This is a genomic window from Marinococcus tarijensis, from assembly GCF_054971385.1.
Map to the genome: position 1 here is coordinate 25695 of NZ_JBQOJA010000001.1, position 25669 is coordinate 51363.

Sequence of the window (25669 nt, forward strand, 5' to 3'; positions counted from 1 at the left end):
GGCTCCTGCTTTCTGTTATTCCAGATGTGTAATTCGGTTGATATATTGAATAGAAGCACGGTCTTTTCGAAAGTGAATCCGGGATACTCCTGTATTGTCGATACGCATGGAACGCTGGAGCGACACCCAGTTGTCTTTGGCCAGTAAATACATAAAGAAGATCGTAATAAATCCTCCATGCGAAACGACAGCAATCTGGTCTTTATCCTTCCATTCCTCGGTCAGCTTATAATACAGCCATGCACACCGCTCGGTCAGATCATTTTTTGTTTCTGCCCCTTCCACTTCAGCGGTTAAAAGATCCCTTCCGATAAGATCTGGGAATTCGTTTTGAATCACGTCTCTTGCCTTTCCTTCAAGCACGCCCAGATGTACTTCGCGCAGCCGCTCATCGGTGGAGATGTCCACCTTCTGAAGATCAGCCAGTGCTGCTGCAGTGTCAGATGCTCTCATTAAGTCACTTGCAATTACGGCGTCAAACTGAACCTCGCGAAAGTAGCTGCCCAGCGCTTCTGCCTGTTTCCTGCCCCGCGGAGTTAATGGGTAATCCATTGAGCCCTGAAGCACCTGGGCATAATTACCTTCCGATTCCCCGTGCCGGATAAAATAAACGTCAGGCATTACTCATCCTTCCAATCCGGCTGAAACTGACGGCATTTAATCCGCAGCTGCTCCACCATTTCTTCAAGTCTCTTCATTTCCGATTCGGAGCCTTCTTCAGGATCAATGTTATCCACCATTGTCGAAAGCAGATGCAGACGCTGTTTTATATACTGAAGCTGCTGATTCTTGTCGTGTACTGGGGTGCTCATGACGTTCCTCCTTTTTTCTTTTCTTCTTTAAATATATCAATACGGTTCCAGCCGCCAAAAACATAATAGCTGACCGCAATTACAGCGCTGACCACGAAGCTGAGGCCTATGCCGAGCGCAATCCCGTTTTCCCCTATTCTTTCGGAAAAGAACCAGGCAAGCGGAAAACGAAGCACCCAGAAAGAAATAATATTCAGGGCAAGCACCTGGATCATTGCCCCAGAGCTGCGTACAATACCATTCAGCACGAAATTTATCCCCAAAAACGGATAAAAGAAAGCGACAATCTGCAGATACGTTTTACCGTATTGAATGGTAGCTTCATCATTTACAAACAACCCCATCAAAAATTCAGCCAGTAAAAAGACAGCGGTGCTCATCGTGATCGATACAATTAAAATTAAAATTAACGCATTTTTCGCAATCGAGCTGATACGGTCCCAGCGGTTCGCTCCAATATTCTGTCCGGCCATACTTGTAATGGCAGAGCCAAGCGTTGTTGCCGGAAGCATAATCAGGCTGTCCAGCCGCTGAGCTGTCCCGTATCCGGAAAGTACCACAGAGCCAAACGACGTTACCACCGTCATAATCGCCAGCTGCCCGCCGGAAATAGCCATCATCGACAGTCCCGCCGGCAGACCGAGTTTCATAATACGCTGAAATTCTGCTTTTTCGGGAATGCTTGGCACAGCAAACGGAAGCCCCTTCACGAGAATCATATAGACGACTCCGAATACAAACGCGCTTCCCTGGGAAATAACCGTCGCAATTGCCGCTCCCTGAATGCCCATATCAAAGACTGAAATAAACAGCGGATCAAGAAAGATATTCAGCCCGACAGCCATCATTATAAAGCGAAGCGGGGTTTTACTGTCGCCAACAGCACGCAGAACAGTACCTATAAAATTGTAGCCAAATAAAAAGACAATGCCGATAAAGTTAATGCGTAAGTATATGACTGCACTTTCCAGGACGTCCGGCGGCGTCCCCATCCACGTCAAAACGGTTGGAGCTGCAAAAAAACCTATCGTTCCGAGAATAATTGCAAGCGTCCCTAAAACGGAGACAAAAGCATTCAGGGAACGCTTCAGGCCTTCATCATCATCCGCCCCCACCCTCTGGGAGAGCACGGTTAATGTTGCGCTATTAATTCCTATAATAAAGGAAAGCACAGAAAATAAAATCGTGGCAGCCAGGGAAACCGCACCCAGGGCGCTCGCGCCGATTAAATTACCTACCCACAGGCTGTCCACGATTTGATAAGAGCTTTGAAGCAGATTCCCAATAAAAATCGGAAAGGCGAATATCACCATTTTCTTCATGATACTGCCTTCCGTGAAGTCTAGCTGGTTACGTCCGGCATTTGCCATACTTTTCTCTCCAATTCTCTTCCAAGACCTTCCGCACTGCTAGCTGGAAAGAAGTTCGAATGTTTCTGTAATCGCAATGCTGTCTTTTACTGACTGAACCATCGAACAGTTTTTCTTCGTCCACTCCATGTTCTTTTCCATTTGGGCTTCTGTTACGTTTTCCGCTTTTACTATAAAGTGCAGATGAACAGCAGTTATTTTATTTGCCTGCTTTTCATCCCGCTCCACATCTGCCTCAATTTGGATATCATGCACGGTCTGGTGTCTTTTATTCATTATTTTACGCAGCACTCCTCCGCTGCAAACAGCAATTGAAGAAGTCATCAGCTGAAAAGGGCGGAAGCCATACTCCTCCTCCCCGGATACAGACAGCTCTCCGTAGTCTGTTTTTGTTTGAAATCCTCCGTCAGTCATCGAAAACTTCATTCTATTCACCTCTTCAATAGTATCCTTCGTGTTGTATCTTATCTAAATATAAGCCTATCTCCAAACAAAAGGTATTATATCAAAAACTCAGGGGTTGTGTGCAGTTATCCGGAAGCCTGGAGCTGTTCCGTTCATGAAAAAAGCAGCTGCTATAATGATAGCAGCTGCTGCAGTCGTACTGTTTAGCGTACGTTTTCAGGATAAATTTCGTTTAAGATTTCATGCGTTGGCGTAGAGATCAAGTTTTTATTAATAACTTCTTTTACTCTTTCACCCATATTATCTTCGAGATCCTTGGCATACTCTTTATCACCGATAATATATGCTGTATCCAAACCACGGTTTTTCATCTGTTTGTTGATGACAGGCGCCAGGCTCTTGTACCAGCGGTGGCGGTTTTCTTCAAAACGCTTTTGGACTTTATCCACCTGGGTCGACCCTGCAGCAGTACGGTCAGCCGATGCTGTACCTTTGTATTCCTGCCAGTCCTCGCTGTCCACATCCCAGTGGAACTGCATTTCTTCGCGGATTACACCCATGGAAGTATCGATCAGATAAACGTCCTGTTTGTTCGTAAGAAGAATTGCAGTTGGCGGGAAAGTTTTCTCGAGCTTTTCCAGCTGCTCGGTCTGCGGTGTTGGTTCCCACATAACTTCTGTTTCCACCGGCACCTGGAAAATGTCCGATTCCCAGGTCGATCCGTCACCGGAAGCGAAAATGATAATGCTTTTTTGTAATTCGTCGCGGTGATCTTCAATGTATTTTTCGATATCATCGGTGATTTTTTTAATCGCATTTTTTTCATCTTTCGTTTCGCTCTTATCTGCATACTGCTTCAAACCGTTAACAGCCTTTTTGTATTTAATCTTCCATTCTTCGCTCGGCTGTCCGCCTTCACCAATATCTGTGTTCAAATAAAAGGAAACAAAACCATATTCGTCCTCTTTATTTTTCAGCTGTTTCAAGTTGTTCGTAATTCCCATTGTCTGTTGCCCCTTTCCGTGACTGTGTTTACTATTCAATTACCATTCTACAAAGTGTATTTCCTTCGAAACGGAACGGTAAACGTCAAATGCATTAATATTTTCAAACCAATAAAAAAAGCAGGTTCAAATGAAAGAACCTGCCTTTTATTATGAAGAGGACTGGGTATTTTCAGCACTCTGCAGCTGGCCTGAGCCGCTGTTTGAAGAACTGCTTTCAATAGCTGTGCTTTCTTCTTTTAATTCTTTTAATTCGCCGGTAGTTTCCAGAGTCGTTGTTTTTGCTTTCATCAGTGTTTCTTTCAGGCTGTTCACCCGGTTGACGATTTCCTGGATATCTGTGCTTGCCGACTGGAGGAGCTCAGAATAATAATTTGATGTTTCTCTTAATGTAGAAATAACCGATTCCCTGTTCTCTGAAAGAAATTGCGAGGTGCTGTTCAATGTAGAAGCTGTTTGTTTTGTTCCTTCTACAATAGGGGAACGGGTTTTACGTGTACTGAGTAAAACAATAACGGAGACGACTCCTCCAAGAATTAAACCAATTTTGAGTGCTGTGTTTCCATTTTCCTCTGCCATCACTATCCATCCTTTCGACTTTGCATATATTATTACCTATACCACATTTTACATGAATTTATTCTTTTTTACTTTATCTTATCAAAAAAAATCTACCTGCCTGAAAGCTATTATGTTTTTTTATCACATTTTCATAATTTTATGGTTTGTCAAACGAGTAATATAGGGTAAACTAATTGTCAGCAGGAGTATAACAGAAAGAAGGGAAGATGTTCGCATGAGAAAACCACAGAGACTTTCATTTGAAGACTTAATGGAAGCAAATAAAAATGAACTCAAAGGCAATAAGCAGGCACTTGATTCCATAGAGCGCCGGCTTGATGATAAGAAATCCAAAGAAGTTTATGTGCGCCCGGGTACTAAAAAACGAGCTAACTAATAGAACTGCAGGGATGGCAGCCATCCGCAGATTTCCATGCCAAACTTATACATGTTCTCCTATTAATTTTTTAATTTTCTGTTAAATTAATCCGGATTTTATCTTTAAATAATAAAAAAACCGCCTCCCGGCGGCTTTTTTACTCTATTTTACAGATCGGAACCTTCAAGAATGCGTTCAATTTCTTCTTTATGACCGGTCTCATCAGAAATGAGGTCTTCAAGTTTGTTTTGAAGCTCGATCATGTTCAGCTCTTCTGCCTGCTGGGCGCGTTTAGTATAGCGCTCAATTGTGTCTGCTTCAGAATCACGGGCAGCTTCAAGCATTTCGCGAACCTGGAACGTCTGCTTAATATCAGCAGGTTTTGTAGTCGGCGTGCCGCCAAGCGTACGAATTTTGGAAGCAATGTATTGAGCGTGGCCCTGCTCGTCACCGATTTCATCTTCAAACAATGGTCTGAGCATAGGTGTGTGAATGCCGGAAACCACAGCTGCGTAGTTTGTATACATAATAGCTGCTGCATATTCGTGTGCTAAGTCGACGTTAAGTCCATCGATTAATTCCTGTACTTTAGGATCGTTTTCTCTTACGCGTTCCATGAATAAATTCCTCCTGTCGTCTGTTTAGTGCAATTGATGTTTTCTCATAGTTGTAACCTTCCAAAGTATATTTTACCCTTTTTCAGGCTGAAAAAACCTCTTTTTTATTTGAACAGGTACAGATATTCACTGTAACCCTGCTCTTCAAGCTCATTGACCGGGATAAATTTAAGAGCAGCCGAATTGATACAATACCGTAAGCCTGTTGGTTCAGGGCCATCCGGAAATACGTGCCCAAGGTGGGAATCTGCTTCATCGCTGCGGACTTCTGTTCTTCTCATTCCTAAAGAATCATCAAAGTTTTCTTTAATTTCACTTTCCTTTAAAGGCATGGTAAAGCTCGGCCATCCACAGTTGGAATCAAATTTATCCTTTGAACTGAACAAAGGTTCTCCGGAGACCACGTCTACATACAGGCCTTCCTCTTTATGGTTCCAGTATTCATTTTCAAACGGGCGCTCAGTGGCGTCATTTTGAGTTACTTCGTATTGCGTCGGGGTTAAACGCTGCTTTAGTTCTTCTTTACTGTATTTTTTATTGGTGCTCATTCTGCTCACTCCAGTAATTGTTTATAAATCCTTCGCGGCCGGAGCCCTTCCGGTACATCATATAGTGAAAACGGTTTTTGTGATGATAATCCTGATGATATTCCTCGGCCGGATAAAACACCCCGGCTTCCCTGATTCTCGTTACCACCGGCTTTTCAAACGGACCGTTCTTATCAAGCTCATGTTTGGAAGCTTCTGCAAGCCGGTGCTGTTCTTCATCATGATAAAAAATATTTGTCGTATATGATTCCCCGCGGTCATTAAACTGACCACCCGGGTCCGTAGGGTCAATCTGGCGCCAAAATATTTCAAGCAGCCGTGCATAGGATACCACCGATGGGTCATATTTCATTTGGATAGCTTCTACATGACCGGTAGTTTCTGAACACACTTCCTGGTACGTCGGGTTTTCTGTATGCCCGCCGGTATATCCCGACATAATGTCGTAGACACCTTCTTCCTGTTCAAAGGGGCCTACCATACACCAGAAACACCCTCCGGCAAAGGTGGCAAACTTCTTGTTTTGTTCTTCTGCCATGTTATTCACCCCAATCTCTCATGTACTGCTAATTATAACATTTCTTCATACGATTTCCTGCTTATATGCTCGCTCTGAACCTTCTTTTGCTAATCTCATTCAATTAAGAAAAGGCCAGCTTTCCAGCCGGCCTTTCGATCTTATTTTGCTAGTTGTTTCAACGATTCACGGTTAAAGGCCGGGATATCATCCGGCTCACGGCTTGTAACCAGGTTGTTGCATACCACTACTTCTTCGTTATGAAGCTTGGCCTTAGCATACTCCATATCCGTCTGAATGGATTTGAATCCTGTGGCGTTACGGCCTTCCAGTGCTTTTGCTGTAATAAGCAGCTGCGGACCGTGGCAGATCGCAAACACCGGCTTGTCATTATCCATAAAGTATTTGGCAAAATCTACGAAACGCTGGTCGCCGCGAAGTTGATCCGGAGAAAATCCTCCCGGAATAAAAAGTGCATCAAAATCTTCCGGCTTCACATCTTCAATAGAAGCGTCAACGGTTACCTTCGCTTCTCCCTGTTTACCGGTAACTGTTTTGCCTTTTTCATTTTCGATTACGGTCAGTTCATGACCTTCTTTTTCGAATGCTTCTTTCGGGTCTGTGAATTCCACATCCTCAAAAAGATCTGTAAGGACTACGGCTATTTTACTCATCATACATCACCTTTCCTGGATATAATCTTTGGTCACACAATTAAGTTTACCCAAGTCCCAGCTCATTCTAAACCTGGTGGCTGTTTATTTTAAACCGGTCGGCAATCCGCCGCATTGAGGCAGCCTTCTCTTCAAATGACGGAGTGATGCCTGCAGTCATAATTTCTTCAGCACCGTAAGCTTTTTCAAGCCATTTGAGCTTTTCCTCCACCTGGTCTATCGTTCCCACCGCGTTATGATACCGGTTTTTTTGAAACATGTCTTTTTCTTCATCCATGTACGTAACGTCCTTGATCATCTCATACGAGGGTATACCGAGCAGCCCGAGCCCCTTAGCCGTCACCGAAGAAACATAATCACTTACCGCCCTCCATTCTTCCGCCTGCTGTTCGGACTCTGCCGCGAGCGCCGAGACCGCCAGCATAAAATAAGGAGTCGGACAGACGCCAGACGGCTGAAAATGCTCATGATAATAATCAGCTGCCTGAAAGCCTTCATCCGGATTAATAAAATGAGCGAAGCAAAACGGCAGGCCGTTTTCTGCCGCTGTTTTAGCACTGTCCCGGCTTGAGCCTAGAATCCAGACTGTCGGCTTCACCTGGGCCCGGGGAGTTACGGACGCGTAGTCATACAGCCCTTCGTATTTATTGCCTTCCGGGGACAAAAAAGTGAGCAGCTCTTTCAGCTGTTCAGGATACCTCGCTGCATTTCTTGACCCTCCTTCGTGAAGCGCCCTTGTAATGTTTGGCATGGCTCCCGGGGCCCTGCCCAGACCCAGATCAATGCGATCTCTGTAAAGCGAAGCCAGCACTTCAAATACCTCTGCTATTTTAAAGGCACTGTAATGAGGAAGCAGTACTGCACCGGAGCCAACTTTTATACGTTTTGTGCATGCAGCCAGATGAGCAATTAATACTTCCGGAGCGCTCCCGGCTATATGCTTCGTGCCGTGATGCTCAGAGACCCAGAACCGGTGGTAGCCGAGTTCTTCAGCGATTCGGGCGTATTCCCCGGTCCAGGCGAATGTGTTTTCCGGTGTTTCTCCGTAGGGTATGATGGATTGATCGAGTATACTCAGTTTCACGGTTTCCCTTCTTTCTTTACTTGCGCTGATAATCCGCTTTAATTTCTCCCCAGTTATTTGTATCCCATTTATAAATTGGGTTCTTCCACGTATGCTCCTTCAGCCATTTCTCTGCCTGCCGGATCTCTTCCCAGATTTCCTGGCTGTCCGCATCTTCAACAAGCGTCGAATTCGCTTTTTTCTTTTCAACCCAGCCAATGGCTGTTGCCGAGTCCGAATATACGGGCATTCCGCTCTCCTTTTCTTTTAAGTACCGGAGCGCGTGCACGATCCCGAGAAATTCCGCCATATTGTTTGTGCCTTTTTTAAACCCGGGATGGGCAAACACAATTTCTTCCGTTTTCGTATAGACGCCCCGGTATTCTACCGGCCCCGGGTTGCCGTGGGAGCCGGCGTCTACGGAAATACTTTCCATTATGTAGCTGCTATTTTCAGTTTCGGGTTTTCCTTCGGAGCCGTTAAAAGCTGCCTCTGCTTCTTCATATGATGGAAACGACTTAAATTTCGCTCCTTTGAACCCCTTGACCTGCTTTTCACATTCAGCCCAGGTGCTGTAAATCCCAGGCTTTTTTCCTTTCCATACTACATACCATTTCTTTTTAGCCATTTGTCTCTCTCCCCGGGAAAAAAGAACGTCTCCCAACCAGCAGAGACGTCCAATTTCTTATTCTTCTTTTGCTGAAAAGCGCTGGAATACCGTATCCTTCTGCACCGGATAACGCTCAAAGCCGCACAAATCATTAATGATTGTTTGATTTCTTACAACGGATAAAGATAAATTCGTCGCAGCTGTGCCGTGTGAATGATCGATATTTGTGAGCATATATATATGATTATCACGCCCGTCCCTGAACTGAAGACGGTAATAATCATCAATCATATAATGGTCCGCGTCTTCCTTTTCCACAAGCTCCCCGTATTTCTGAATCCACTCCGGGACGCTCGGCTGGAAGCCGGTGGCAAGCACGACTTTATCCGAAAAACACCGGAACGTTTTATCCTGCTGCCATTGGCGGAGCTTCAACTGATAGCCCCCCTCCACCGACTGAATATCCGACAGCTCGGTGGCAGCCTGGAGCACTACATTTGGATCTTCACGTTCGATAGAACGATGATAAAGAAGATCGTATATTTTTTCAAGCGTAGGCTGCTCAATGCCCTTTCTCGCATGATCAAGCTCCGGCAGTGTTTCAAGCCTTGTTTTAATATCAAGTGAACGAAAATATTCGACAAAATCCGTGGAAAAAATCTCGCGGGCGACCTTGGCGTCCTCAGCCTGGAAAAACTGAGGAGACCGGGTAAACCAGTTGAGCTTATAATGAAAATGCTTCTGGTCCTGCAGGAGGTCATGGAAAATCTCTGCTGCACTCTGGCCGGAGCCGACCACGGTGACTTCGTCTCCACTCTTCAGCTCCTCTTTGCGAAAAGAATAATCGGCCGCATGATAAATATCATCACTCTGCTGCCTTTCAATATTAGGAGGAAGCATCGGTGCTGCTCCTGTGCCTACCGCCACGTTTTTCGTATAAAAATATTCCTTTTCCCCGCTGCCAGTATTTTCCGTCGTAATTTTGTAGCAGGCCACCCCGTCCCAGCTGCTGTCAGCAACCTCAAGCACCCGCTGCCCAAAAAGGCAGTACGGAAGCTGGGCAGCCACCCACTTTCCGTAGGAGTCGTATTCTCTTCTTGGCACCTTCAGCTGCTTATTAAAAAAGAACTGAAACATGCGGTTATGCTTGTGTAAATAGTTTAACAGCGTGAAACGGCTCGTCGGATCGGCAAAAGTCACTAAATCAGCAAGAAATGAAGAATTCAGCACTGTGCCTTCGAGCAGCATTCCCGGATGCCAGGCAAATTCATCCTTTTCATCTAAGAACACGGCTTCAATATCGTCCACTGGTTCAAGCAGGGCGGCCATGCCAAGATTAAACGGCCCAAGCCCGATTCCTGCTATATCATAAAGTTTGTTTTCCAACCTGATCACCTCTAAATTAAGTACTTCCGGCTTCAATCAAAAAGTCCAGCAATTCCGCTGGACTTCCATTCCGTATTGAAAGGCTGCCGGAAACCTTTGACTCTATACGAATTTCCAACTTTGTAATCAAGTTCTGTTTTCCCTTCCTTTTTTAATGTTAATCACCCAATATGATTACAAATAAGTGAATTTCCCTTTAGGACGGAAAAACAGCTGCACAAACAGAAACAATGCAGCCACAGCAGCTGTCCATGCCACCAGATTCACTTCCTGCCAGCGCTGTACAAAAATACCGGCAAAAGCCCATACAAACACGAGCGTATATAAAACGTCGCTCGTTTTTCTATAAAACAAAACCACGGCAGCAGAAGCTGCGGCAATCGCAAGAGCAGTCCACCAGCTGCCATCGATGATCCATCCGCGCACGCCGTTCGCCGTGAGTACAACACCGATGTTTGTAATGGAAGCGACCGTAACCCAGCCAAAGTATACACTGATTGGCACCAGCAGAAGCCCGCGGCGGGGACTTGTTTTAATTTTCATATAGATAACGCCCAGGCTGAACCACAGCCCCAGAATAGCCGCCATCGTCCCGTAAAATATTTCATAATGAAATAAGAACAGCCACAGTACGTTGAATATACAGGACAGGATAAATGTATAACCGATGCCTGCATATATATGCTCCTCCGTCGGCTTTGCGAAAAAAGCACGCAGCACCCACAAAATCATCAGCAGATAAATGACGCCCCATATCGAAAAAACATAGCCTGCAGGGGTGAATAGTACATTGAGGCTGTCCGAGATGCTGCCGGTAGTCTGGCCGTTTAACGGCAGGGCGTTCGCGAGCCCGTTGACAGCAATGACTACCGTCAGTGCGAAAGCATTCAGGAGCTTAAGCTTCATAGAAGGAATGGAAAACATAAACAACCACCTTTGATTAAAAGACCTGGCGCAGCTTTTTCAGCTGCTTATATATTTTATGTTCATTTTAAAAAATCCTCCGGTCAAAAATAGCCGGAGGATTTTTGAGTTTCTTTTTAGTTGATTTCTACCGGTCTTGGCCCTTTACGTGCACCTTTATCCAGACGATTAATAGTCGCCATATCTTCATCCTCAAGCGCAAAGTCAAACACATCGATGTTGCTTTCAATGCGTTCTGGCGTTACTGATTTTGGAATGATGATCGTATCGTTTTGCAGGTGCCAGCGCAGAACGACCTGGGCCGGATTTTTTCCGTGCTTCTCTGCGATGCTTTGAATGTGTTCATCACCAAGCACTTCTCCGCCCTGCATGATAGGGCTCCACGCTTCTACATAAATGTTTTTCCTTTTGCAGTAATCCTTTAATTCATTCTGTGCCAGATAAGGATGACATTCCACCTGGTTTAATACCGGCGTCACTGTGCATTCATTTAGAATTCTTTCCAGATGCTCCACCTCAAAGTTACTTACGCCGATGGCTTTTACTTTGCCGTCTTCATGCAGCTTTTCAAGCGCCTGGTACGTTTCTACGTAATCGTCATTTGCTGGCGTCAAATGCCTTTAGTGTGTTTTCGTAGCCGTGATCAGAGTTCCATACCTTTGTTGTAATAAAGAGCTCTTCTCTTGGAATCCCACTCGCTTTAATCGCGCGGCCGACTCCTTCTTCATTTTTGTAGATCATTGCCGTATCGATCGAACGATAGCCCGAGTTCAGTGCGTGGGTAACGGCCCGTTCAGCTTCATCATCACTTACCTGAAAAACACCGAAGCCAAGCTGAGGCATTTGCAGTTGATTGTTTAAAGTTACATAATCCATTTTTGCATACCTTCTTTCTATAAATGCTATGACTATTACTGTATACCCGCTGTTTCTTAAATTACACCTGCGGTATTCACCGTTTTTTTACAAGGCGCTGGAGATAATGCTTCCATTCCTTCACGCTTACCGGCTTATTACTGCCGCTTGAAATAGAGATCTGCACCCCGTCCTCCATAAACGAAGCTGGAAAAGCTACATTGCCGATGGAAGGGTTATCGGCACCGTTTACCAGCTGCCAGGGATGCTTATGCCTCGCAATCATTTGCTGGGCTGATTTATCCCCGGAGGCGGAGACAATCAGCCACGCGTTCTCCAAATCCTCCGGCCTGCCCATTTTCTGTTTCCAGTCCACCTTATTTTCTTCCCAAAGCTTTTTCAGCCCTCCAGAAAGCTCCGGTGCCACAACTGTAACGAGAGCCTCTGCCTTTAAAAGCTTACCGGCTTTACGCTCTGCCACGCTGCCGCCGCCAATGATTACGGCCTCCTTACTCTTCATATTTACAGCTAACGGAAGAAGAAAGTCAGACATGAATGCCTGCGTCTTTCTCAAGTGTTTCAGCGACCCGGGATTCAAGCACAGGGAGCAGCCGCTCGTCAAAGCCTAAAAAGTCGCACCTTGTAAAATGCCCGGGTTTAGCTTGATTATAATGGGCTGCTGCTTCGTCCATTTCTTTGATGAGCAGGCCGACAAACATTAAATAAGGTAGAACATACACAGGTCGTCTTCCTTCAGCCAGCTCCTTCATTTTCTCCTGAAAGCCCGGCTCCGCAGCGGCGAGAAAAGCTGTTTCCACCCTCGAGCGACCGGTATGCTTCTCAAGCTCCCCGGCAATACGGTAAAAGTCTTCGATGGCTCCGGGATCCTTCGCTCCTCTTCCTACAAACAGGATGACTGCTTCCTCCTCCGGAACCCAGCCCTTTACACGAAGACGGTCCAGAAGAAGATCGTTAATACGATCATGAACACCAAAAGGGTCTCCGTACTGAATAGTTACTTCAGGATGCATTTGCTGTACTTTTTCGAGCTCTTCCGGGATATCCTTTTTGATATGACCGGCTGACAGCAAAAGCACCGGCACAACAGCCAGGGTATCAGCGCCATTTTCAATGCAATCCACAGCACTTGTGACGATATCCGGCTCTGCCAACTCCAGAAAGCAGGTCTTTTGCTCGTATTCCGGAAAAGCGGCTCCTGCTTTTTTTGTAAAAGCTTTTACCTGTTCATTACCTTCAGGGACTCTCGTTCCGTGTCCAACAAACAAAATAGCTTTCATTATGGTTCCTCCTTAAAGAATAGGGCTGAAGCATTTTTGAATTGAGGCGGTCACTGCCTGTGCTGAAGCCCCTGCTGTCGTATCCACATGGATTCCGTGTTTTTCAGCTTGTTCCTTCGTGCGTTCGCCAATGCATACCACCGTTTTTTGTGACCACCATCGTCCAGCGTCTTCATTATACAGATGGTTGATTTTTTCCACCGCAGTCGTGACAGCTTTTCTGCATGGGAAAATCACTGTATTGATGGAGTCATCCATCAGCAGCCGCTCAAGTGTATGATCTGAAGACACGGCACTTTTTAACACATGTCCTATGTCACTGCTGCCCTCGTGACCGATTTCGTTTAGCCATTCTTCACTTCCAATAATATGAACGCCTTCTGCATCTCCCCGCTGCTCTTTGGGACGAAATTCGGGAAGAACTCCGTAGTCCTTCCATTTTTCTTCTGCCCGGCGGGTCGCAGCTGTAAGAAGGCAGGTTACCTGTCTCAGGTCCAGACGCCAGTTCTTTAACTGAGACACAAACGCTTCAACATCACTGGCTGTTTCAAATACAATTTCATCATAGGGAAGATCCTTTTGTAAGTGGATAAGCTCCGGCAGTGTTTCTTCCCATACCGGCCCTTCATACACCTCCGCCCCCTGACTTTTCCATTCGCTGCTCCACCTGCCTGCACCCGGTGTTGTCCGCACATGCCATATGTAGCGGCCAAACAATGGAAGCTCTTCAAACCAGGTCGAGACAGGCCCAGCCTTTACGACGTTGCCGACCAGCGTGATCGAAGGATTTTCAATCGCATGCTTCTGTACAATATCATTGATATCTGCCAGTGTGCCCTTAACCGTCCGCTGCTTTGAATATGTGCCCCACTCGACTACCATTACGGCCGTATCCTTGGGCTTTCCCGCTTCTATGAGCCGCTTCGTAATAAAAGGCAGATTTTTGACCCCCATGTAAAAAGCGACCGTATCAATGCTTTTGGCAAGCGGCTCCCAGTCCAGATCCGGCTCTCCAGTTTCCTTTTTCGTATGGGCCGTAATCGCTGCAAAGCTTCCCGAATAATCGCGGTGGGTTACAGGTACTCCGGCATAAAGCGGGGCAGCTATACCGGAGGTGATACCCGGCACGATTTCGTACTCGATACCGTTTTCCTCCATCACGGCTGCTTCTTCCCCGACTCTTCCAAACACACCAGGGTCACCGCCTTTAAGACGCACTACCCGTTTTCCCTCCCGGCTTTTTTCCACCATCATTTCCTGAATCACTTCCTGCCGCAGAATATGCTTTTGCGGCAGTTTTCCACAGTATATACGTTCCGCTTCAATCGGGGCCTGTTCCAGAAGAAGCGGGTTGACCAGCCTGTCATAAAAGATGACGTCCGCCTGCCGGATACACTCTGCTCCGCGCACGGTAAGAAGACCTTCATTTCCGGGCCCTGCTCCTACTAAATACACTTTTCCAGCTGCCACCCAACCTCTCCTTTCTCTTTATTAAATGGTAAAAAAGGACACGGCTTAACAGCCCGCGTCCTCTACGTATCTTTCTTTATTGTTCTTCGATGTAATTCCAGTTCACTAAAGCGTCCACCACTTCCTGGGCGGATTCTTCAATGGATTTTTCTTCCGTATTTACCGTGAGCTCCGGGCTTTCCGGTTCTTCATAGGGAGCGTTGATCCCGGTAAAGGAAGGAATTTCTCCGGAGCGGGCTTTTTTATACAAGCCTTTCGGGTCCCGCTCTTCACACGCTTCGAGGCTCGCCTCTACGTATACTTCGATAAATTCTCCATCCGGGAGCAGTTCACGCACCTGATGGCGGTCCTCGCGGTACGGGGAAATAAAAGCAGTACTGACAATCTGGCCGCTGTCAACGAACAGCTTTGCCACTTCTCCGATACGGCGGATGTTTTCTGTCCGGTCCTCCGGAGAAAAGCCAAGGTCCTTATTCAGGCCGTGGCGTACGTTATCTCCGTCGAGCACGTAAGTATGGCTGCCCCGTTCAAAAAGCTTCCGGGAAACGGCGTTTGCAAGCGTGGATTTACCGGATCCGGAAAGACCGGTAAACCATAGCACAAAGCTTTGATGCTTATTTTTTTCCTGACGTTCTTCTTTGGATACCGAGGCATCATGCCAGACGATATCGGTGGATTTAGACCCCATCGTTTTCCTCCTGTCGTTTATGAATTGGAAGTCTGGCGCTGCATGCCGCGGATTAATACTTCCACGACCTCCGGACGGCTGAACTCTTTTGGAGGCATCTCGCCATTGGTCAGCATGGCGCGCACCTTCGTACCGGAAAGAATGACATGGTCCGCTTTGTCGTGCGGGCACGTTTTCGCTGTTGCCATGTTTTCACATTTCAGGCAGTAGAAGGAATGCTCAAAGAAGCGCAGCTGAATGCCAAGTTCCTCAAACGTAAACTCGGAGAAAATTTCCTGGGCGTCATACGTGCCGTAATAGTCACCGACACCAGCATGGTCACGGCCGACAATAAAGTGAGTGCAGCCGTAATTTTTCCGGACCATGGCATGAAATATTGCTTCCCTCGGCCCGGCGTAGCGCATAGCAGCAGGAAATACGGCTAAAAACGTCCGGTTCTCAGGGTAATATTCATCAAGAATGGTTTCATAGCTTTCCATACGCACATCGGCAGGAATATCATCTGATTTTGTTGCTCCGACTAGCGGGTTTAAAAACAGGCCGTCCACGGTTTCAAGCGCTGCTTTTTGAATATATTCATGCGCCCGGTGGACAGGGTTTCTCGTCTGAAAACCGACCACGGTATTCCAGCCCCGGCTTTCAAACGCGCTGCGCGTTTCTTCCGGGTCCAGATAATAGTTTTCAAACTGTTCATGGCTGATTTCTTTTACAAGCGTAATTTTTCCGGAAGCATACGTGTCCGGACGGTCGTACATTTTCTTTACGCCGGGGTGGGCTTCTTCTTCGGTGCGGTATACTTCTCTTGCTTCCCGCTTCTTATCCGGAGCATAGAAGCCTTCAAGTTCAATCGTACCGTACGTTTCTCCGTCACAAACCAGACGGGCTTCCTCTCCTGCCTTAAGCTCCTCCGCTTTTTCCTTCGTGACCGGCAGGGTAATCGGAATGCTCCAGACCGTGCCATCCGCAAGGCGCATCGAAGAAACCACTGAGTTGTAGTCCTCTTCGCTCATGAAGCCTTCGAGCGGACTGAACGCTCCGTTTGAAAGCAGCTCAAGGTCGGATAAAGCGACCTCATCAAGCTCAATTTGTTTTTGAATGGATGAAACGTCTTTGTTCAAATCCTTACGATTTACTAATTTTCCACCGTGTGGTGTGCTTAAAGCCATGATCATCGTCCCTTCTTCATCTTAATTCATCAGCGGTGCAGGCCGCATTCTGTTTTTCCGCTTCCTGTCCAGCGTCCGCTGCGGAGGTCTTCGCCTTCGAGCACTTTCGCAGTGCACTGTACACAGCCGATACTTGGATAATTCTGCTCGTGCAGTTCGTTGTAAGGAAGGCTGTTGTCTTCGATATAGGCCCAGATATCATCCCACGTCCAGTGGATCAGAGGACAGATTTTAATCGATTCAAACCGCTTATCTTCGTTTACAAACTGCGTGTTGCGACGCGTAAGTGACTGCGACCTGCGCAGGCCGGACATCCAGGCGCCGTACTGGCTCAATTCATTTTCGAGGGGCTGCAGCTTCCGAATGCTGCAGCAGCGGTCCGGATCTGTTTCCCAGAGTCTATCGCCTTCCTGGGCTGCCTGTTGTTTAGGCGAAAGCTCCGGCTTCAGCATTTTAATATTTAACTCCGGATACTTATCACGAACTGCATCAATTACATCATACGTTTCTTTAAAATGAAACTGGGTGTCAAGAAAAGCGATGGTTGCATCTGGTTTCACCTGGCTGATTAAATCGATCAATACGATTCCTTCAGCTCCGAAGCTGCATGCATATACTAAATCATCGCCGTATTCGCCGTAGGCCCAGCGGATAACTTCAAGCGCACTTTTTCCTTCCAGCACTTCGTTATTCACTTGCTCCAATTCATTTGTCTGCAGGGAATCATATACTATCATGCGCTTCCATCCCTTTCACTTTAATATTGTACCTGTTTCTATAAAAAATGAAAATCTTATTTTAAAGTCTTAGAAATCCTCAGTAAGTTTATCAGGTTTATTAGCTTACAGTATATTTTAGTGGCTACGTTTTGCAAAGTCAACAATACAAATCGTTTAACTAGGGATTATCCATGTAGGAATTCTACCCTGCACTCTATTTTCTGTTAGCATTAGCTTTCACATCAGTATTTATGGCATAATGTAAAAGGATCTTACTTTTAAAAGCAGCGTCGGTTCAACGCATAATTTTTAGGAGGCTACGAATGAAATTTATTGATAATGAAGGCATTAATGACCCAAGAATCAATTTAGCCATTGAAGAATTTGCTTTAAAAAACATGGATCTGGACAAGGACGAAATGTATTTACTCTTTTATGTAAATAACCCTTCCATTATTATTGGGAAAAATCAAAATACAATTGAAGAAATCAACACCGATTATGTGGAGCAGCACAATATTCAGGTGGTACGGCGCCTTTCCGGCGGCGGGGCAGTCTATCATGATTTAGGCAATTTGAATTTCAGCTTTTTAACTAAAGACGACGGCAACAGCTTTCAAAATTTCCAAAAATTCACTCAGCCGATCGTCGATGCTTTAAATAATATAGGGGTTCCGGCCGAAATGTCGGGGCGCAATGATTTACAGGCGAACGGAAAAAAAATTTCCGGTAATGCCCAGTTTGCCACAAAAGGAAGAATGTTCAGCCACGGCACCCTGATGCTCGATTCAGAAATTGAAAACGTCGTAGCTGCGCTGAATGTCAAAGATGAAAAAATCCGCTCGAAAGGGATCAAGTCCATTCGGAGCCGTGTAGGAAATATCAATGAGTTTTTGGATGAACCATTGTCTGTAGAAGCCTTCAAACAGCTTATTCTTCGCTACATTTTTGGAAGCGACGAAGACATCGAGCAGTATCGCCTGACCGATGAGGACTGGAGGGAAATTCATAAGATATCTGAGGAACGGTACAGCAACTGGGACTGGAACTACGGCAAATCCCCGGCTTTTGATATTCACCGCAGCAAAAAATTCGATGCCGGCATGCTTGACATCCGCTTCAACGTCAAAAAAGGCGTGATTCAGGAAACGAAAATATACGGTGACTTTTTCGGTACCGGGAACGTAGAGGATCTTCAGCAAGCACTTCAGGGTACGAAGTACGAACGCGATGCCATCTACAAAACATTATCGCAGTTTGACCTTTATACGTATTTTGGAGCTATTTCCATTGATGAGGTCGTGGACTTAATTTATTAATTCAGCTGAATCTTTTCGTAAAAATGGGAAATTACTCATTTTTTACGTGACCTTAGACCCTTATTTAAGTATCCCTACTCCTCTACAATGAAATACTAAAGACTAATAACCCGGAAAAGGTGAGTAAATAAAATGGCATTAACAGAAATTGGTATTGATCTAGGAACCGCGAATATTCTCGTTTACACGAAAGAAAAAGGCATTATTCTTAACGAGCCTTCCGTTGTAGCACTTCATATTGACACGAAAGAAGTCTACGCTGTGGGTACGGAAGCAAAAGAAATGGTTGGAAAAACTCCGGCCAATATTATCGCGACTCGTCCGATGAAAGAAGGCGTTATTGCAGATTATGATGTTACGTCCGCAATGCTTTCACATATCATGAAAAAAATCCAAAAAGAAGCAGGCTTTACTCTCCGCAAGCCGAAGGTCGTAGTGTGCACCCCCTGCGATTCCACTTCTGTAGAACGCCGGGCCATCCGTGATGCAGTGCTTGGCTGCGGGGCTAAATCCGTTTCTTTAATTGAAGAACCAATTGCAGCGGCGCTCGGTGCAGAGCTGCCTGTAGATGAACCTAAAGCGAACGTCATCGTTGATATTGGTGGAGGTACAACAGAGGTTGGCATTATTTCCTACGGCGGCATTGTTTCCTCCCGGGCGATCCGGCGCGGCGGGGATCATATGGATGAGAGTATTACGCAGCATGTTCGCAAGGAATACAATATGCTGATCGGTGAACGTACAGCTGAAAACATTAAAATGGAGATCGGTTCCGCTATTCCGGACGGTGAAGTGCGTACAATGGAAATCCGGGGCAGAGACCTTGTGAATGGACTGCCGAAAACCATTACCCTGGAATCACCGGAAATTCACCGGGCTATCACGGAAACCCTTGATCAGATTCTCGAAACCATCCGCGTTACTCTCGAGCAGTGTCCACCTGAACTGAGCGGCGATATCGTCGACCAGGGCATTGTCCTTACCGGCGGGGGAGCGCTCCTGAACGATCTTCAGGACTGGCTGAGCCGCCAGATTGTAGTACCGGTTCACCTTGCCTCATCACCTCTTGAAGCTGTCGCGATCGGCACCGGTAAATCGCTGGCAATGATCAACAGTCTGCAGAAAGCTTCTATGTAACAAACAAAAAATCGCCCACAGGTTTTTATGCCTGTGGGCGATTTTTTATATCCAACATTAATTTTTCCAATGCTTACTAATGTATCTGTTTTTGCAGCCAAGGATGCAGGTGGTCCAGCAGTTCATGAGACAGGTTGTCGTTCTGCTGCTTTAAGTACCTCCGCTGTGTTTTCATAATCGAGAACTCTTCCGGCTGGTGCCTGAGAATATGATTCATCTCTTCGACTACGTAAGCCTCCACCGGACCGCTTGTGTGCTGGGCAATTGCACTGACGTCTTCTGCTTTCACCTGGGCATCCTTGCCGCCATTGACAGCAATCACGGGAATGCGCATGCGGTGAAAGGCCTCCCGCGGGTCATAGTCAGCGTGCTCCTGAAACCATTTTACGTTTACTTTTTTATATTTTTTTGAAGCCTCTTCATCAAGCAGCTCCTTGAGCACTTTATGCTGCTTTTTGATCATCCGCTTGTTTACTTTTCCCGTCTTCAGCACACGGTAAAAGATCCCTCTCCCCTCACTTATTTCCCTTTCTACCGATTCTCCCTGTTCGAGTAGAATATCAAACAGCGGCTTAGGCGACGATGCGAGTGCCATCAGCCCCTGTATCTTTTCTTTTTCAGCCACCTTTGGAGCAATAGCCCCGCCTTCGCTGTGACCGAGAATGAAAATTCTCTCTTCGTCAATTTCAGGGATCATCTTCAAAAGACGCACCGCAGCAGCAGCATCTTCGATTAAATCCTGCAGCCCCGTTTCAAGAAAATCCCCTTCACTGCTCCCTGTGCCCCTCTTATCATAACGCAGTGCCGCTACGCCCTGCTTTTCAAGCCAGGCAGCCAGCTGGTTATAAATGTTTAATTTCATCCCCGGGGCGTTTCCATCGCGGTCTACAGGACCGCTTCCCCCAATTATCAGCACACCAGGGACTTTTTCATAGCCATTGTCCGGCACGGTGAGCGTTCCGTATAACGTTTCTGTTTGCTCAAGTGTTATCAGCTGTTCCATGCTTTCACGCTCCATTAAAGGGTTTTTTATTAGTATTCCTATTTTTCGTTTAATAAAAACCTTTTTCACCTTGATAATTATATTGACTAATTTGTATATACAAGTTAAAGTAAATTTATAAATTGGTATCGTTTTCAAATGCATTCATTTAAGGGGGAACCAAAATGGCAAAAATTACAAAGGAAGCCGTGGAAACGATTGTAGAAGCTGTGGGAGGCAACGAAAACATAGAAACAGTCACCCACTGCGTGACAAGGCTGCGATTTGTTTTGTACGACGAAGAAAAGGTAGATAAAGAAAAGCTCACAAACCTCGATCTTGTACGTGGAGCTTTTGCTTCCGGAGGCCAGTACCAGGTGGTCATCGGCCAGGGCACTGTAGACAAAGTGTATAAAGAGCTGATGAGCGTCACAGGTCGTTCCGAGGAAAGCGGCGGCCGTGCAGGAGACGAAGATTCTGAAAGCGGTACCAGCGAAAAACAGAAATCCGGAAAAAAACAGAATGGGTTTCAGCGTTTTATTCGCCTGCTCGCTGACATTTTCATTCCGATTCTTCCTGCCATTATCACCGCAGGGCTGCTGCTTGGTCTAAACAACCTGTTAACCGGCCCCGGCATATTTTTCGATGAAGCTATCATCGAAGTATATCCGCAGTGGACCAGTTTTTCTGAAATTATTTTCATCATTGCAAACGCTTCATTTAATTTTCTGCCTGTTCTAATAGGGTGGTCGGCAGTCAGACGGTTTGGAGGCAGTCCCCTTCTCGGTATTGTACTCGGGTTAATTTTCGTTCACCCGGAGCTTTTAAGCGCGTATGCTTATGGTGATGCTAGTGCAAACAACGAAGTCCCAACCTGGGATTTATTTGGCTGGAACGTTGAACAGGTCGGCTATCAGGGCCAGGTGCTTCCAGTGCTTGTAGCTTCTTATGTTTTAGCGCAAATTGAAATGTTCCTCCGGAAACGGATTGCGGATTCCATCCAGGTGCTGCTGGTTGCACCGATTGCTCTGCTTGTTACCGGATTTTTTACCTTTATTATTATCGGACCGGTTACCTTCGGTCTTGGGAACGCGATTACCGACTTCTTCCTGTGGACCTTTGATCAATACGCATGGCTTGGCGGCCTGCTTTACGGTCTCCTTTATGCACCGCTTGTTATTACCGGGCTCCACCATACATTCCTTGCGGTGGACCTGCAGCTTACAGCTTCAACGGACGGCACCTTCTTATGGCCGATTCTCGCTCTTTCCAACATCGCCCAGGGCTCTGCTGCTGTCGGTATGATGATTTTGGCCTGGAGAGATCAGAACATGCGTGGGCTTGCAGGCTCCGCCGGTCTCTCAGCGTATCTTGGCGTCACCGAGCCGGCATTATTCGGGGTCAACCTGCAGTACCGGTTCCCGTTCTTCTGTGCGCTCATCAGCTCTGCCATCGCAGCGACATTTATCAGTATTAATAACGTGCTGGCCTTTGCTGTCGGCGTCGGCGGTATTCCCGGCATCTTTTCCATCCGTCCACCGGACTGGGGAGCGTTCTTTATCGGAATGCTGATTGTCATTATCCTCCCGATTGTATTAACCTATCTCTATGGGCGTATTCGCAAAGTAGAAGTTTAACTAATGAATTCAGGCGTCTGCTGGTCCACTTGGCAGGCGCCTTTGCTCCATACATCATATATGCGAAAGGATGAGCAGAATGGAACCGTGGTGGAAACGCGCAGTTATTTACCAGATTTACCCGAAAAGCTTTAACGATACGACCGGCAACGGGGTCGGCGATCTTCCCGGTATTATCGAAAAACTTGATTATCTGCAGAATCTCGGAATCGATGTTTTATGGCTCAATCCGGTGTACCCTTCTCCTCAAAAGGATAATGGGTACGATATAAGCGATTATTATAATATTTACGATGTATATGGGACGATGGAGGACTTCGAACGTCTGTTGACTGAGGCTCATGCAAGGGACATGAAAATCATTATGGATATTGTTATTAACCATACCTCCACAGACCATGCCTGGTTCCAGGCTGCTTCGTCAGATGCCGCGAGCTCTTACCGCGACTATTACATTTGGAAGGATCCTGTAGAAGGGGACGTACCAAACAACTGGGTGTCTAAATTTGGCGGCTCTGCATGGCAGTGGCATGAGCCGACAAACCAGTACTATCTGCATCTGTTTGACGTCAGTCAGGCCGATTTGAACTGGGAAAATGAAGAACTGCGCCGCCAGTTGTATGACATGATGCATTACTGGTTCGATAAAGGTATTGATGGATTCCGGCTCGATGTCATCAATTTAATTTCGAAGGATCAGCGGTTTCCAAATGACGATGTTGGCGATGGCCGCCGGTTTTACACGGACGGGCCGAGAGTGCACGAGTGGATGCATGAAATGAATCAGAACGTATTTGCCCCGCACGGAGCTATGACAGTCGGAGAGATGTCCTCCACGACGATCGACCACTGCATCAAATACACCCGCCCGGACCGGGAAGAGCTGAGCATGACCTTTAATTTCCATCATTTAAAAGCGGATTATCCCGGGGGAGAAAAATGGACCCTGCCTGAATTCGATTTTGTGCAGCTAAAAGAAACATTATCGGAATGGCAGAGCGGTATGTATGAAGGCGGCGGCTGGAACGCACTGTTCTGGTGCAATCATGACCAGCCCCGCATTGTAAGCAGATACGCCGACGACGGCAAGTACCGCGTAGAATCGGCAAAGATGCTCGCAGCAACCATGCACTGTATGCGCGGCACTCCTTACGTCTATCAGGGCGAGGAGCTTGGGATGACGGACCCTTCCTACAGCTCCATTAACGATTACCGTGATGTGGAAACCATCAACTATTACGATATTATGCAAAAACAGGGAAAAAGCCCCCAGGAGGCGTTCGCTGTCATTCAGGCCCGCTCCCGTGACAACGCACGTACACCGATGCAGTGGGACGACTCGAAAAATGCCGGTTTCAGTGAAGCCGAGCCGTGGCTGCCGGTACCGGAAAATTATACGTCCATTAATGCCAAAGAAGCGGTAAACGATCCGGAATCTGTGTATCATTTTTACAAAAAATTAATTCAGCTCCGCAAGGATTATAAAATCCTGACAACAGGGGATTATCAGCTTTACCTCCCGGAGCACCCTTCTCTTTTCGCTTACACACGCGAGGACGAAGATGAAGCCTTACTAGTTATAAGTAATTTCTCGTCTGATACTATTCAGGCAGGCAGTCTGAATCTTCCCCGAAAAGAAACGGCAGGCACTGTCTTTGTAACCAACTACAAACGGGATGGCTTTTCCCTGGAAGCCGACAGCCTGCAGCCGTATGAAACAATCGTTCTGCATTATCAAAAATAGCCGTCCTGGGGTGTAACGAGCATGAGTACAAAAAGAAAATATCTAGACATCTATGAAGAAATAGCACGAGGCATCCGCAATGAGCAGTTTCAGCCTCATGCCCTGCTTCCTTCCGAGCATGAGCTTACTTCTATGTATGACACGTCACGGGAGACGATCCGAAAAGCATTGAATCTTCTCTCCGAGCACGGATATATTCAAAAAATTCAGGGCAAGGGCTCCGTCGTGCTTGAAACTGGCAGGTTCGATTTCCCGGTTTCCGGGCTCGTCAGCTTTAAGGAGCTGACGGAACAGACCGGCAGCAACAGTAAAACCCATGTGCATTCCTTAACCCTCTCTACTGTACCTCCGGCACTTCAGCATGCGCTCGAGGTTCAGGACACGGAGCGGGTCTGGGAAGTAAAACGCCAGCGAAAGATGGATGGTGAAAACATTGTGCTCGACATTGACTACCTGCTTGAGCGCTGGGTCCCCGGCCTTACCGAAGACATTTGTGCTGATTCTATTTATGACTACGTGGAGAATAAACTGAAGCTTGTAATCAGCTTTGCGCGTAAGGAAATTACTATTGAAAAGCCGACGGAAGAGGATAAGCAGCTTCTTGACCTTTACCCGGATTCAAGTATTGCGGTAGTCCGAAACTATGTGTATCTCGATAATGCAGAATTATTTCAATACACCGAGTCCAGACACCGTTCGGATAAGTTCCGTTTTATCGACTTTGCCCGCCGTCACCGTTAAAATGGTATCAGGAGCAAGGTAAAGACAAATCAAAGGAGTGATTTCTCCTGTTTACTATACGGGACTATCCGGAGTTTTCCTGGTCGCTGTCGAGACATAAAACGCTGCTTCAATGCGAACGGCAGTACGCCCACCAGTATTATTCCTCACACAACGGCTGGCTGCGGAATGCAGATCCTTTTCCGCGTCACGTCTACCGGTTGAAAAACTTAACTAATCTCGAAATGCTGTTTGGGTCTATTGTGCATGATTTGGTGGAAGAAACGCTGAAAAAATATTTAACTGATGGCCACCTCCCGACAAAAGACACTTTGAAAGAAACGATCCGCACCCGCCTGAATGCAGGATTTATCGATTCCACCCAAAACGTGGAACAGTGGCGTAAAAAACCGAAACATACAACGATGCTTCATGAAATTTACTACGGAGAAGAGAAAAAGCTGCCCGCGGAAAAAATTAAAAAAATCCAGGACCGGCTTGAAGCTGTAGTAGAGCACATTTTAACCTGCGACACTGTACTCGAGCTTACTTCTGACCGGCCGACCTACTACCTCGAATCGGAAGAGCTCCGCACAATGAATCTTGAAAATACAAAAGTATTTGCCGTGCTCGATTTTCTTTATAAAGATGAAGAAAACAATAAATGGGTAATCGTGGATTGGAAAACCGGTCTGCAGACAGAAGAAGATCCATACCAGCTGGCCTTGTATGCGCAGTACGTCCTTGACTACTACCCGGAAACAGCGCTCGAGGATATCGTCGTGCGAAATGAATATCTGCTCGAAGGGACGAATGTCGAACACAAGCTCGACCATTCCACTCTTCAGGAAGTGAGAGAGCTGCTCGTCCAGAGCGTGGAACGCATGGCCGGCTTCCTTGAAGACAAAGAGGCCAACAAGCCTCTTCCACTCGAATATTTCAAAAAAACGACCAACACCTTTGCCTGTAAGCGGTGCAACTTTTATGAGCTGTGCTTCCCGCAGCAGTAAACAGGCAGCACGCTGGTGCCAAAAATGAAAAGTACCAGAGTCCGGATTACAGAC

At 46.5% G+C, this 25669-nt stretch carries 26 protein-coding genes and 2 pseudogenes; 7 read left to right on the forward strand and 21 right to left on the reverse strand.

Annotated features, from left to right (window positions below; all coding sequences use genetic code 11):
- Positions 1 to 15: 15 nt before the first annotated feature.
- The 6 genes from ACTTK7_RS00145 to ACTTK7_RS00170 all read right to left on the reverse strand — a co-directional run bounded on the left by ACTTK7_RS00145 (position 16) and on the right by ACTTK7_RS00170 (position 4170).
- The gene (locus ACTTK7_RS00145) at positions 16 to 621 is read right to left on the reverse strand and encodes a histidine phosphatase family protein (protein ID WP_462864861.1); all 606 of its coding nucleotides are present in this window, start codon (positions 619 to 621) and stop codon (positions 16 to 18) included.
- The gene (locus ACTTK7_RS00150) at positions 621 to 812 is read right to left on the reverse strand and encodes an SE1561 family protein (protein ID WP_462864862.1); all 192 of its coding nucleotides are present in this window, start codon (positions 810 to 812) and stop codon (positions 621 to 623) included. The genes ACTTK7_RS00145 and ACTTK7_RS00150 overlap by 1 nt, the downstream gene beginning before the upstream one ends.
- Positions 809 to 2182 carry an MATE family efflux transporter gene (locus ACTTK7_RS00155; RefSeq protein WP_462864863.1) on the reverse strand — a complete coding sequence of 458 codons (1374 nt, stop codon included), beginning with the start codon at positions 2180 to 2182 and terminating at the stop codon, positions 809 to 811. Before ACTTK7_RS00155 ends, ACTTK7_RS00150 begins: the two co-directional genes overlap by 4 nt.
- A gap of 39 nt (positions 2183 to 2221) precedes the next feature.
- Positions 2222 to 2608, reverse strand: a complete 387-nt coding sequence (locus tag ACTTK7_RS00160) for an OsmC family protein (protein WP_462864864.1) — start codon at positions 2606 to 2608, stop codon at positions 2222 to 2224.
- A gap of 182 nt (positions 2609 to 2790) precedes the next feature.
- Positions 2791 to 3591, reverse strand: coding sequence for a VLRF1 family aeRF1-type release factor (locus ACTTK7_RS00165; RefSeq protein ID WP_462864865.1), 801 nt, complete (start codon positions 3589 to 3591; stop codon positions 2791 to 2793).
- A gap of 150 nt (positions 3592 to 3741) precedes the next feature.
- Positions 3742 to 4170: a hypothetical protein gene (locus tag ACTTK7_RS00170; RefSeq protein ID WP_462864867.1), complete on the reverse strand. Its 429-nt coding sequence runs from the start codon at positions 4168 to 4170 to the stop codon at positions 3742 to 3744.
- Between the two features lie 217 nt (positions 4171 to 4387).
- On the opposite strand from ACTTK7_RS00170, the gene ACTTK7_RS00175 reads away from it, so the two are divergent.
- On the forward strand, positions 4388 to 4549 hold the full coding sequence (locus tag ACTTK7_RS00175) for an FbpB family small basic protein (RefSeq protein WP_462864868.1): 162 nt from the start codon (positions 4388 to 4390) through the stop codon (positions 4547 to 4549).
- Between the two features lie 149 nt (positions 4550 to 4698).
- On the opposite strand, the gene ACTTK7_RS00180 is transcribed toward ACTTK7_RS00175, so the two are convergent.
- The 14 genes and pseudogenes from ACTTK7_RS00180 to ACTTK7_RS00245 all read right to left on the reverse strand — a co-directional run bounded on the left by ACTTK7_RS00180 (position 4699) and on the right by ACTTK7_RS00245 (position 17084).
- Complete coding sequence (locus ACTTK7_RS00180) at positions 4699 to 5148, reverse strand: ferritin-like domain-containing protein (RefSeq protein ID WP_079474327.1); 450 nt, start codon at positions 5146 to 5148, stop codon at positions 4699 to 4701.
- A gap of 104 nt (positions 5149 to 5252) precedes the next feature.
- A pseudogene (gene msrB / locus ACTTK7_RS00185) lies at positions 5253 to 6234 on the reverse strand (peptide-methionine (R)-S-oxide reductase MsrB).
- Between the two features lie 140 nt (positions 6235 to 6374).
- Positions 6375 to 6890, reverse strand: coding sequence for a type 1 glutamine amidotransferase domain-containing protein (locus ACTTK7_RS00190; RefSeq protein ID WP_462864870.1), 516 nt, complete (start codon positions 6888 to 6890; stop codon positions 6375 to 6377).
- 64 nt (positions 6891 to 6954) lie between these two features.
- The gene (locus ACTTK7_RS00195; protein ID WP_462864872.1) at positions 6955 to 7971 is read right to left on the reverse strand and encodes an LLM class flavin-dependent oxidoreductase; all 1017 of its coding nucleotides are present in this window, start codon (positions 7969 to 7971) and stop codon (positions 6955 to 6957) included.
- Positions 7972 to 7987: 16 nt separating this feature from the next.
- Positions 7988 to 8578: a ribonuclease H1 domain-containing protein gene (locus ACTTK7_RS00200; RefSeq protein WP_462864873.1), complete on the reverse strand. Its 591-nt coding sequence runs from the start codon at positions 8576 to 8578 to the stop codon at positions 7988 to 7990.
- Positions 8579 to 8635: 57 nt separating this feature from the next.
- Positions 8636 to 9946 (reverse strand): lysine N(6)-hydroxylase/L-ornithine N(5)-oxygenase family protein, encoded by a 1311-nt coding sequence (locus ACTTK7_RS00205; RefSeq protein ID WP_462864875.1) that lies wholly within the window; start codon positions 9944 to 9946, stop codon positions 8636 to 8638.
- Positions 9947 to 10120: 174 nt separating this feature from the next.
- The gene (locus ACTTK7_RS00210; protein ID WP_462864876.1) at positions 10121 to 10870 is read right to left on the reverse strand and encodes a TspO/MBR family protein; all 750 of its coding nucleotides are present in this window, start codon (positions 10868 to 10870) and stop codon (positions 10121 to 10123) included.
- 116 nt (positions 10871 to 10986) lie between these two features.
- A pseudogene (locus ACTTK7_RS00215) lies at positions 10987 to 11746 on the reverse strand (aldo/keto reductase).
- Between the two features lie 76 nt (positions 11747 to 11822).
- Positions 11823 to 12278 (reverse strand): precorrin-2 dehydrogenase/sirohydrochlorin ferrochelatase family protein, encoded by a 456-nt coding sequence (locus ACTTK7_RS00220; protein ID WP_462864878.1) that lies wholly within the window; start codon positions 12276 to 12278, stop codon positions 11823 to 11825.
- Positions 12271 to 13023 (reverse strand): sirohydrochlorin chelatase, encoded by a 753-nt coding sequence (locus tag ACTTK7_RS00225; RefSeq protein WP_462864880.1) that lies wholly within the window; start codon positions 13021 to 13023, stop codon positions 12271 to 12273. The genes ACTTK7_RS00220 and ACTTK7_RS00225 overlap by 8 nt, the downstream gene beginning before the upstream one ends.
- Positions 13024 to 13035: 12 nt before the next feature.
- Entirely contained in the window at positions 13036 to 14493 is a 1458-nt protein-coding gene (gene cobA, locus ACTTK7_RS00230) for a uroporphyrinogen-III C-methyltransferase (RefSeq protein WP_462864881.1), read from the reverse strand.
- A gap of 76 nt (positions 14494 to 14569) precedes the next feature.
- Entirely contained in the window at positions 14570 to 15181 is a 612-nt protein-coding gene (gene cysC, locus ACTTK7_RS00235; RefSeq protein WP_462864883.1) for an adenylyl-sulfate kinase, read from the reverse strand.
- A 17-nt stretch (positions 15182 to 15198) separates the two neighbouring features.
- The gene (gene sat / locus ACTTK7_RS00240) at positions 15199 to 16347 is read right to left on the reverse strand and encodes a sulfate adenylyltransferase (RefSeq protein WP_462864884.1); all 1149 of its coding nucleotides are present in this window, start codon (positions 16345 to 16347) and stop codon (positions 15199 to 15201) included.
- A gap of 29 nt (positions 16348 to 16376) precedes the next feature.
- On the reverse strand, positions 16377 to 17084 hold the full coding sequence (locus ACTTK7_RS00245; protein WP_462864886.1) for a phosphoadenylyl-sulfate reductase: 708 nt from the start codon (positions 17082 to 17084) through the stop codon (positions 16377 to 16379).
- Between the two features lie 305 nt (positions 17085 to 17389).
- Here ACTTK7_RS00245 and ACTTK7_RS00250 point away from each other — a divergent pair, with 305 nt between their 5' ends.
- The gene (locus tag ACTTK7_RS00250) at positions 17390 to 18385 is read left to right on the forward strand and encodes a lipoate--protein ligase (RefSeq protein WP_462864887.1); all 996 of its coding nucleotides are present in this window, start codon (positions 17390 to 17392) and stop codon (positions 18383 to 18385) included.
- Between the two features lie 132 nt (positions 18386 to 18517).
- The gene (mreBH, locus tag ACTTK7_RS00255) at positions 18518 to 19522 is read left to right on the forward strand and encodes a rod-share determining protein MreBH (RefSeq protein WP_462864888.1); all 1005 of its coding nucleotides are present in this window, start codon (positions 18518 to 18520) and stop codon (positions 19520 to 19522) included.
- A gap of 76 nt (positions 19523 to 19598) precedes the next feature.
- Here the strand turns inward: mreBH and ACTTK7_RS00260 are convergent, their stop codons facing one another.
- Positions 19599 to 20525 (reverse strand): alpha/beta hydrolase family protein, encoded by a 927-nt coding sequence (locus ACTTK7_RS00260; RefSeq protein WP_462864890.1) that lies wholly within the window; start codon positions 20523 to 20525, stop codon positions 19599 to 19601.
- A gap of 164 nt (positions 20526 to 20689) precedes the next feature.
- On the opposite strand from ACTTK7_RS00260, the gene treP reads away from it, so the two are divergent.
- The 4 genes from treP to ACTTK7_RS00280 all read left to right on the forward strand — a co-directional run bounded on the left by treP (position 20690) and on the right by ACTTK7_RS00280 (position 25615).
- Positions 20690 to 22141, forward strand: coding sequence for a PTS system trehalose-specific EIIBC component (gene treP / locus ACTTK7_RS00265; protein WP_462864891.1), 1452 nt, complete (start codon positions 20690 to 20692; stop codon positions 22139 to 22141).
- 79 nt (positions 22142 to 22220) lie between these two features.
- A complete protein-coding gene (gene treC / locus ACTTK7_RS00270; RefSeq protein ID WP_462864893.1) occupies positions 22221 to 23885 on the forward strand; it encodes an alpha,alpha-phosphotrehalase in 1665 nt (554 codons plus the stop codon).
- 21 nt (positions 23886 to 23906) lie between these two features.
- On the forward strand, positions 23907 to 24626 hold the full coding sequence (gene treR / locus ACTTK7_RS00275; RefSeq protein ID WP_462864895.1) for a trehalose operon repressor: 720 nt from the start codon (positions 23907 to 23909) through the stop codon (positions 24624 to 24626).
- An 86-nt stretch (positions 24627 to 24712) separates the two neighbouring features.
- A complete protein-coding gene (locus tag ACTTK7_RS00280; RefSeq protein WP_462865158.1) occupies positions 24713 to 25615 on the forward strand; it encodes a PD-(D/E)XK nuclease family protein in 903 nt (300 codons plus the stop codon).
- Positions 25616 to 25669 lie beyond the last annotated feature (54 nt).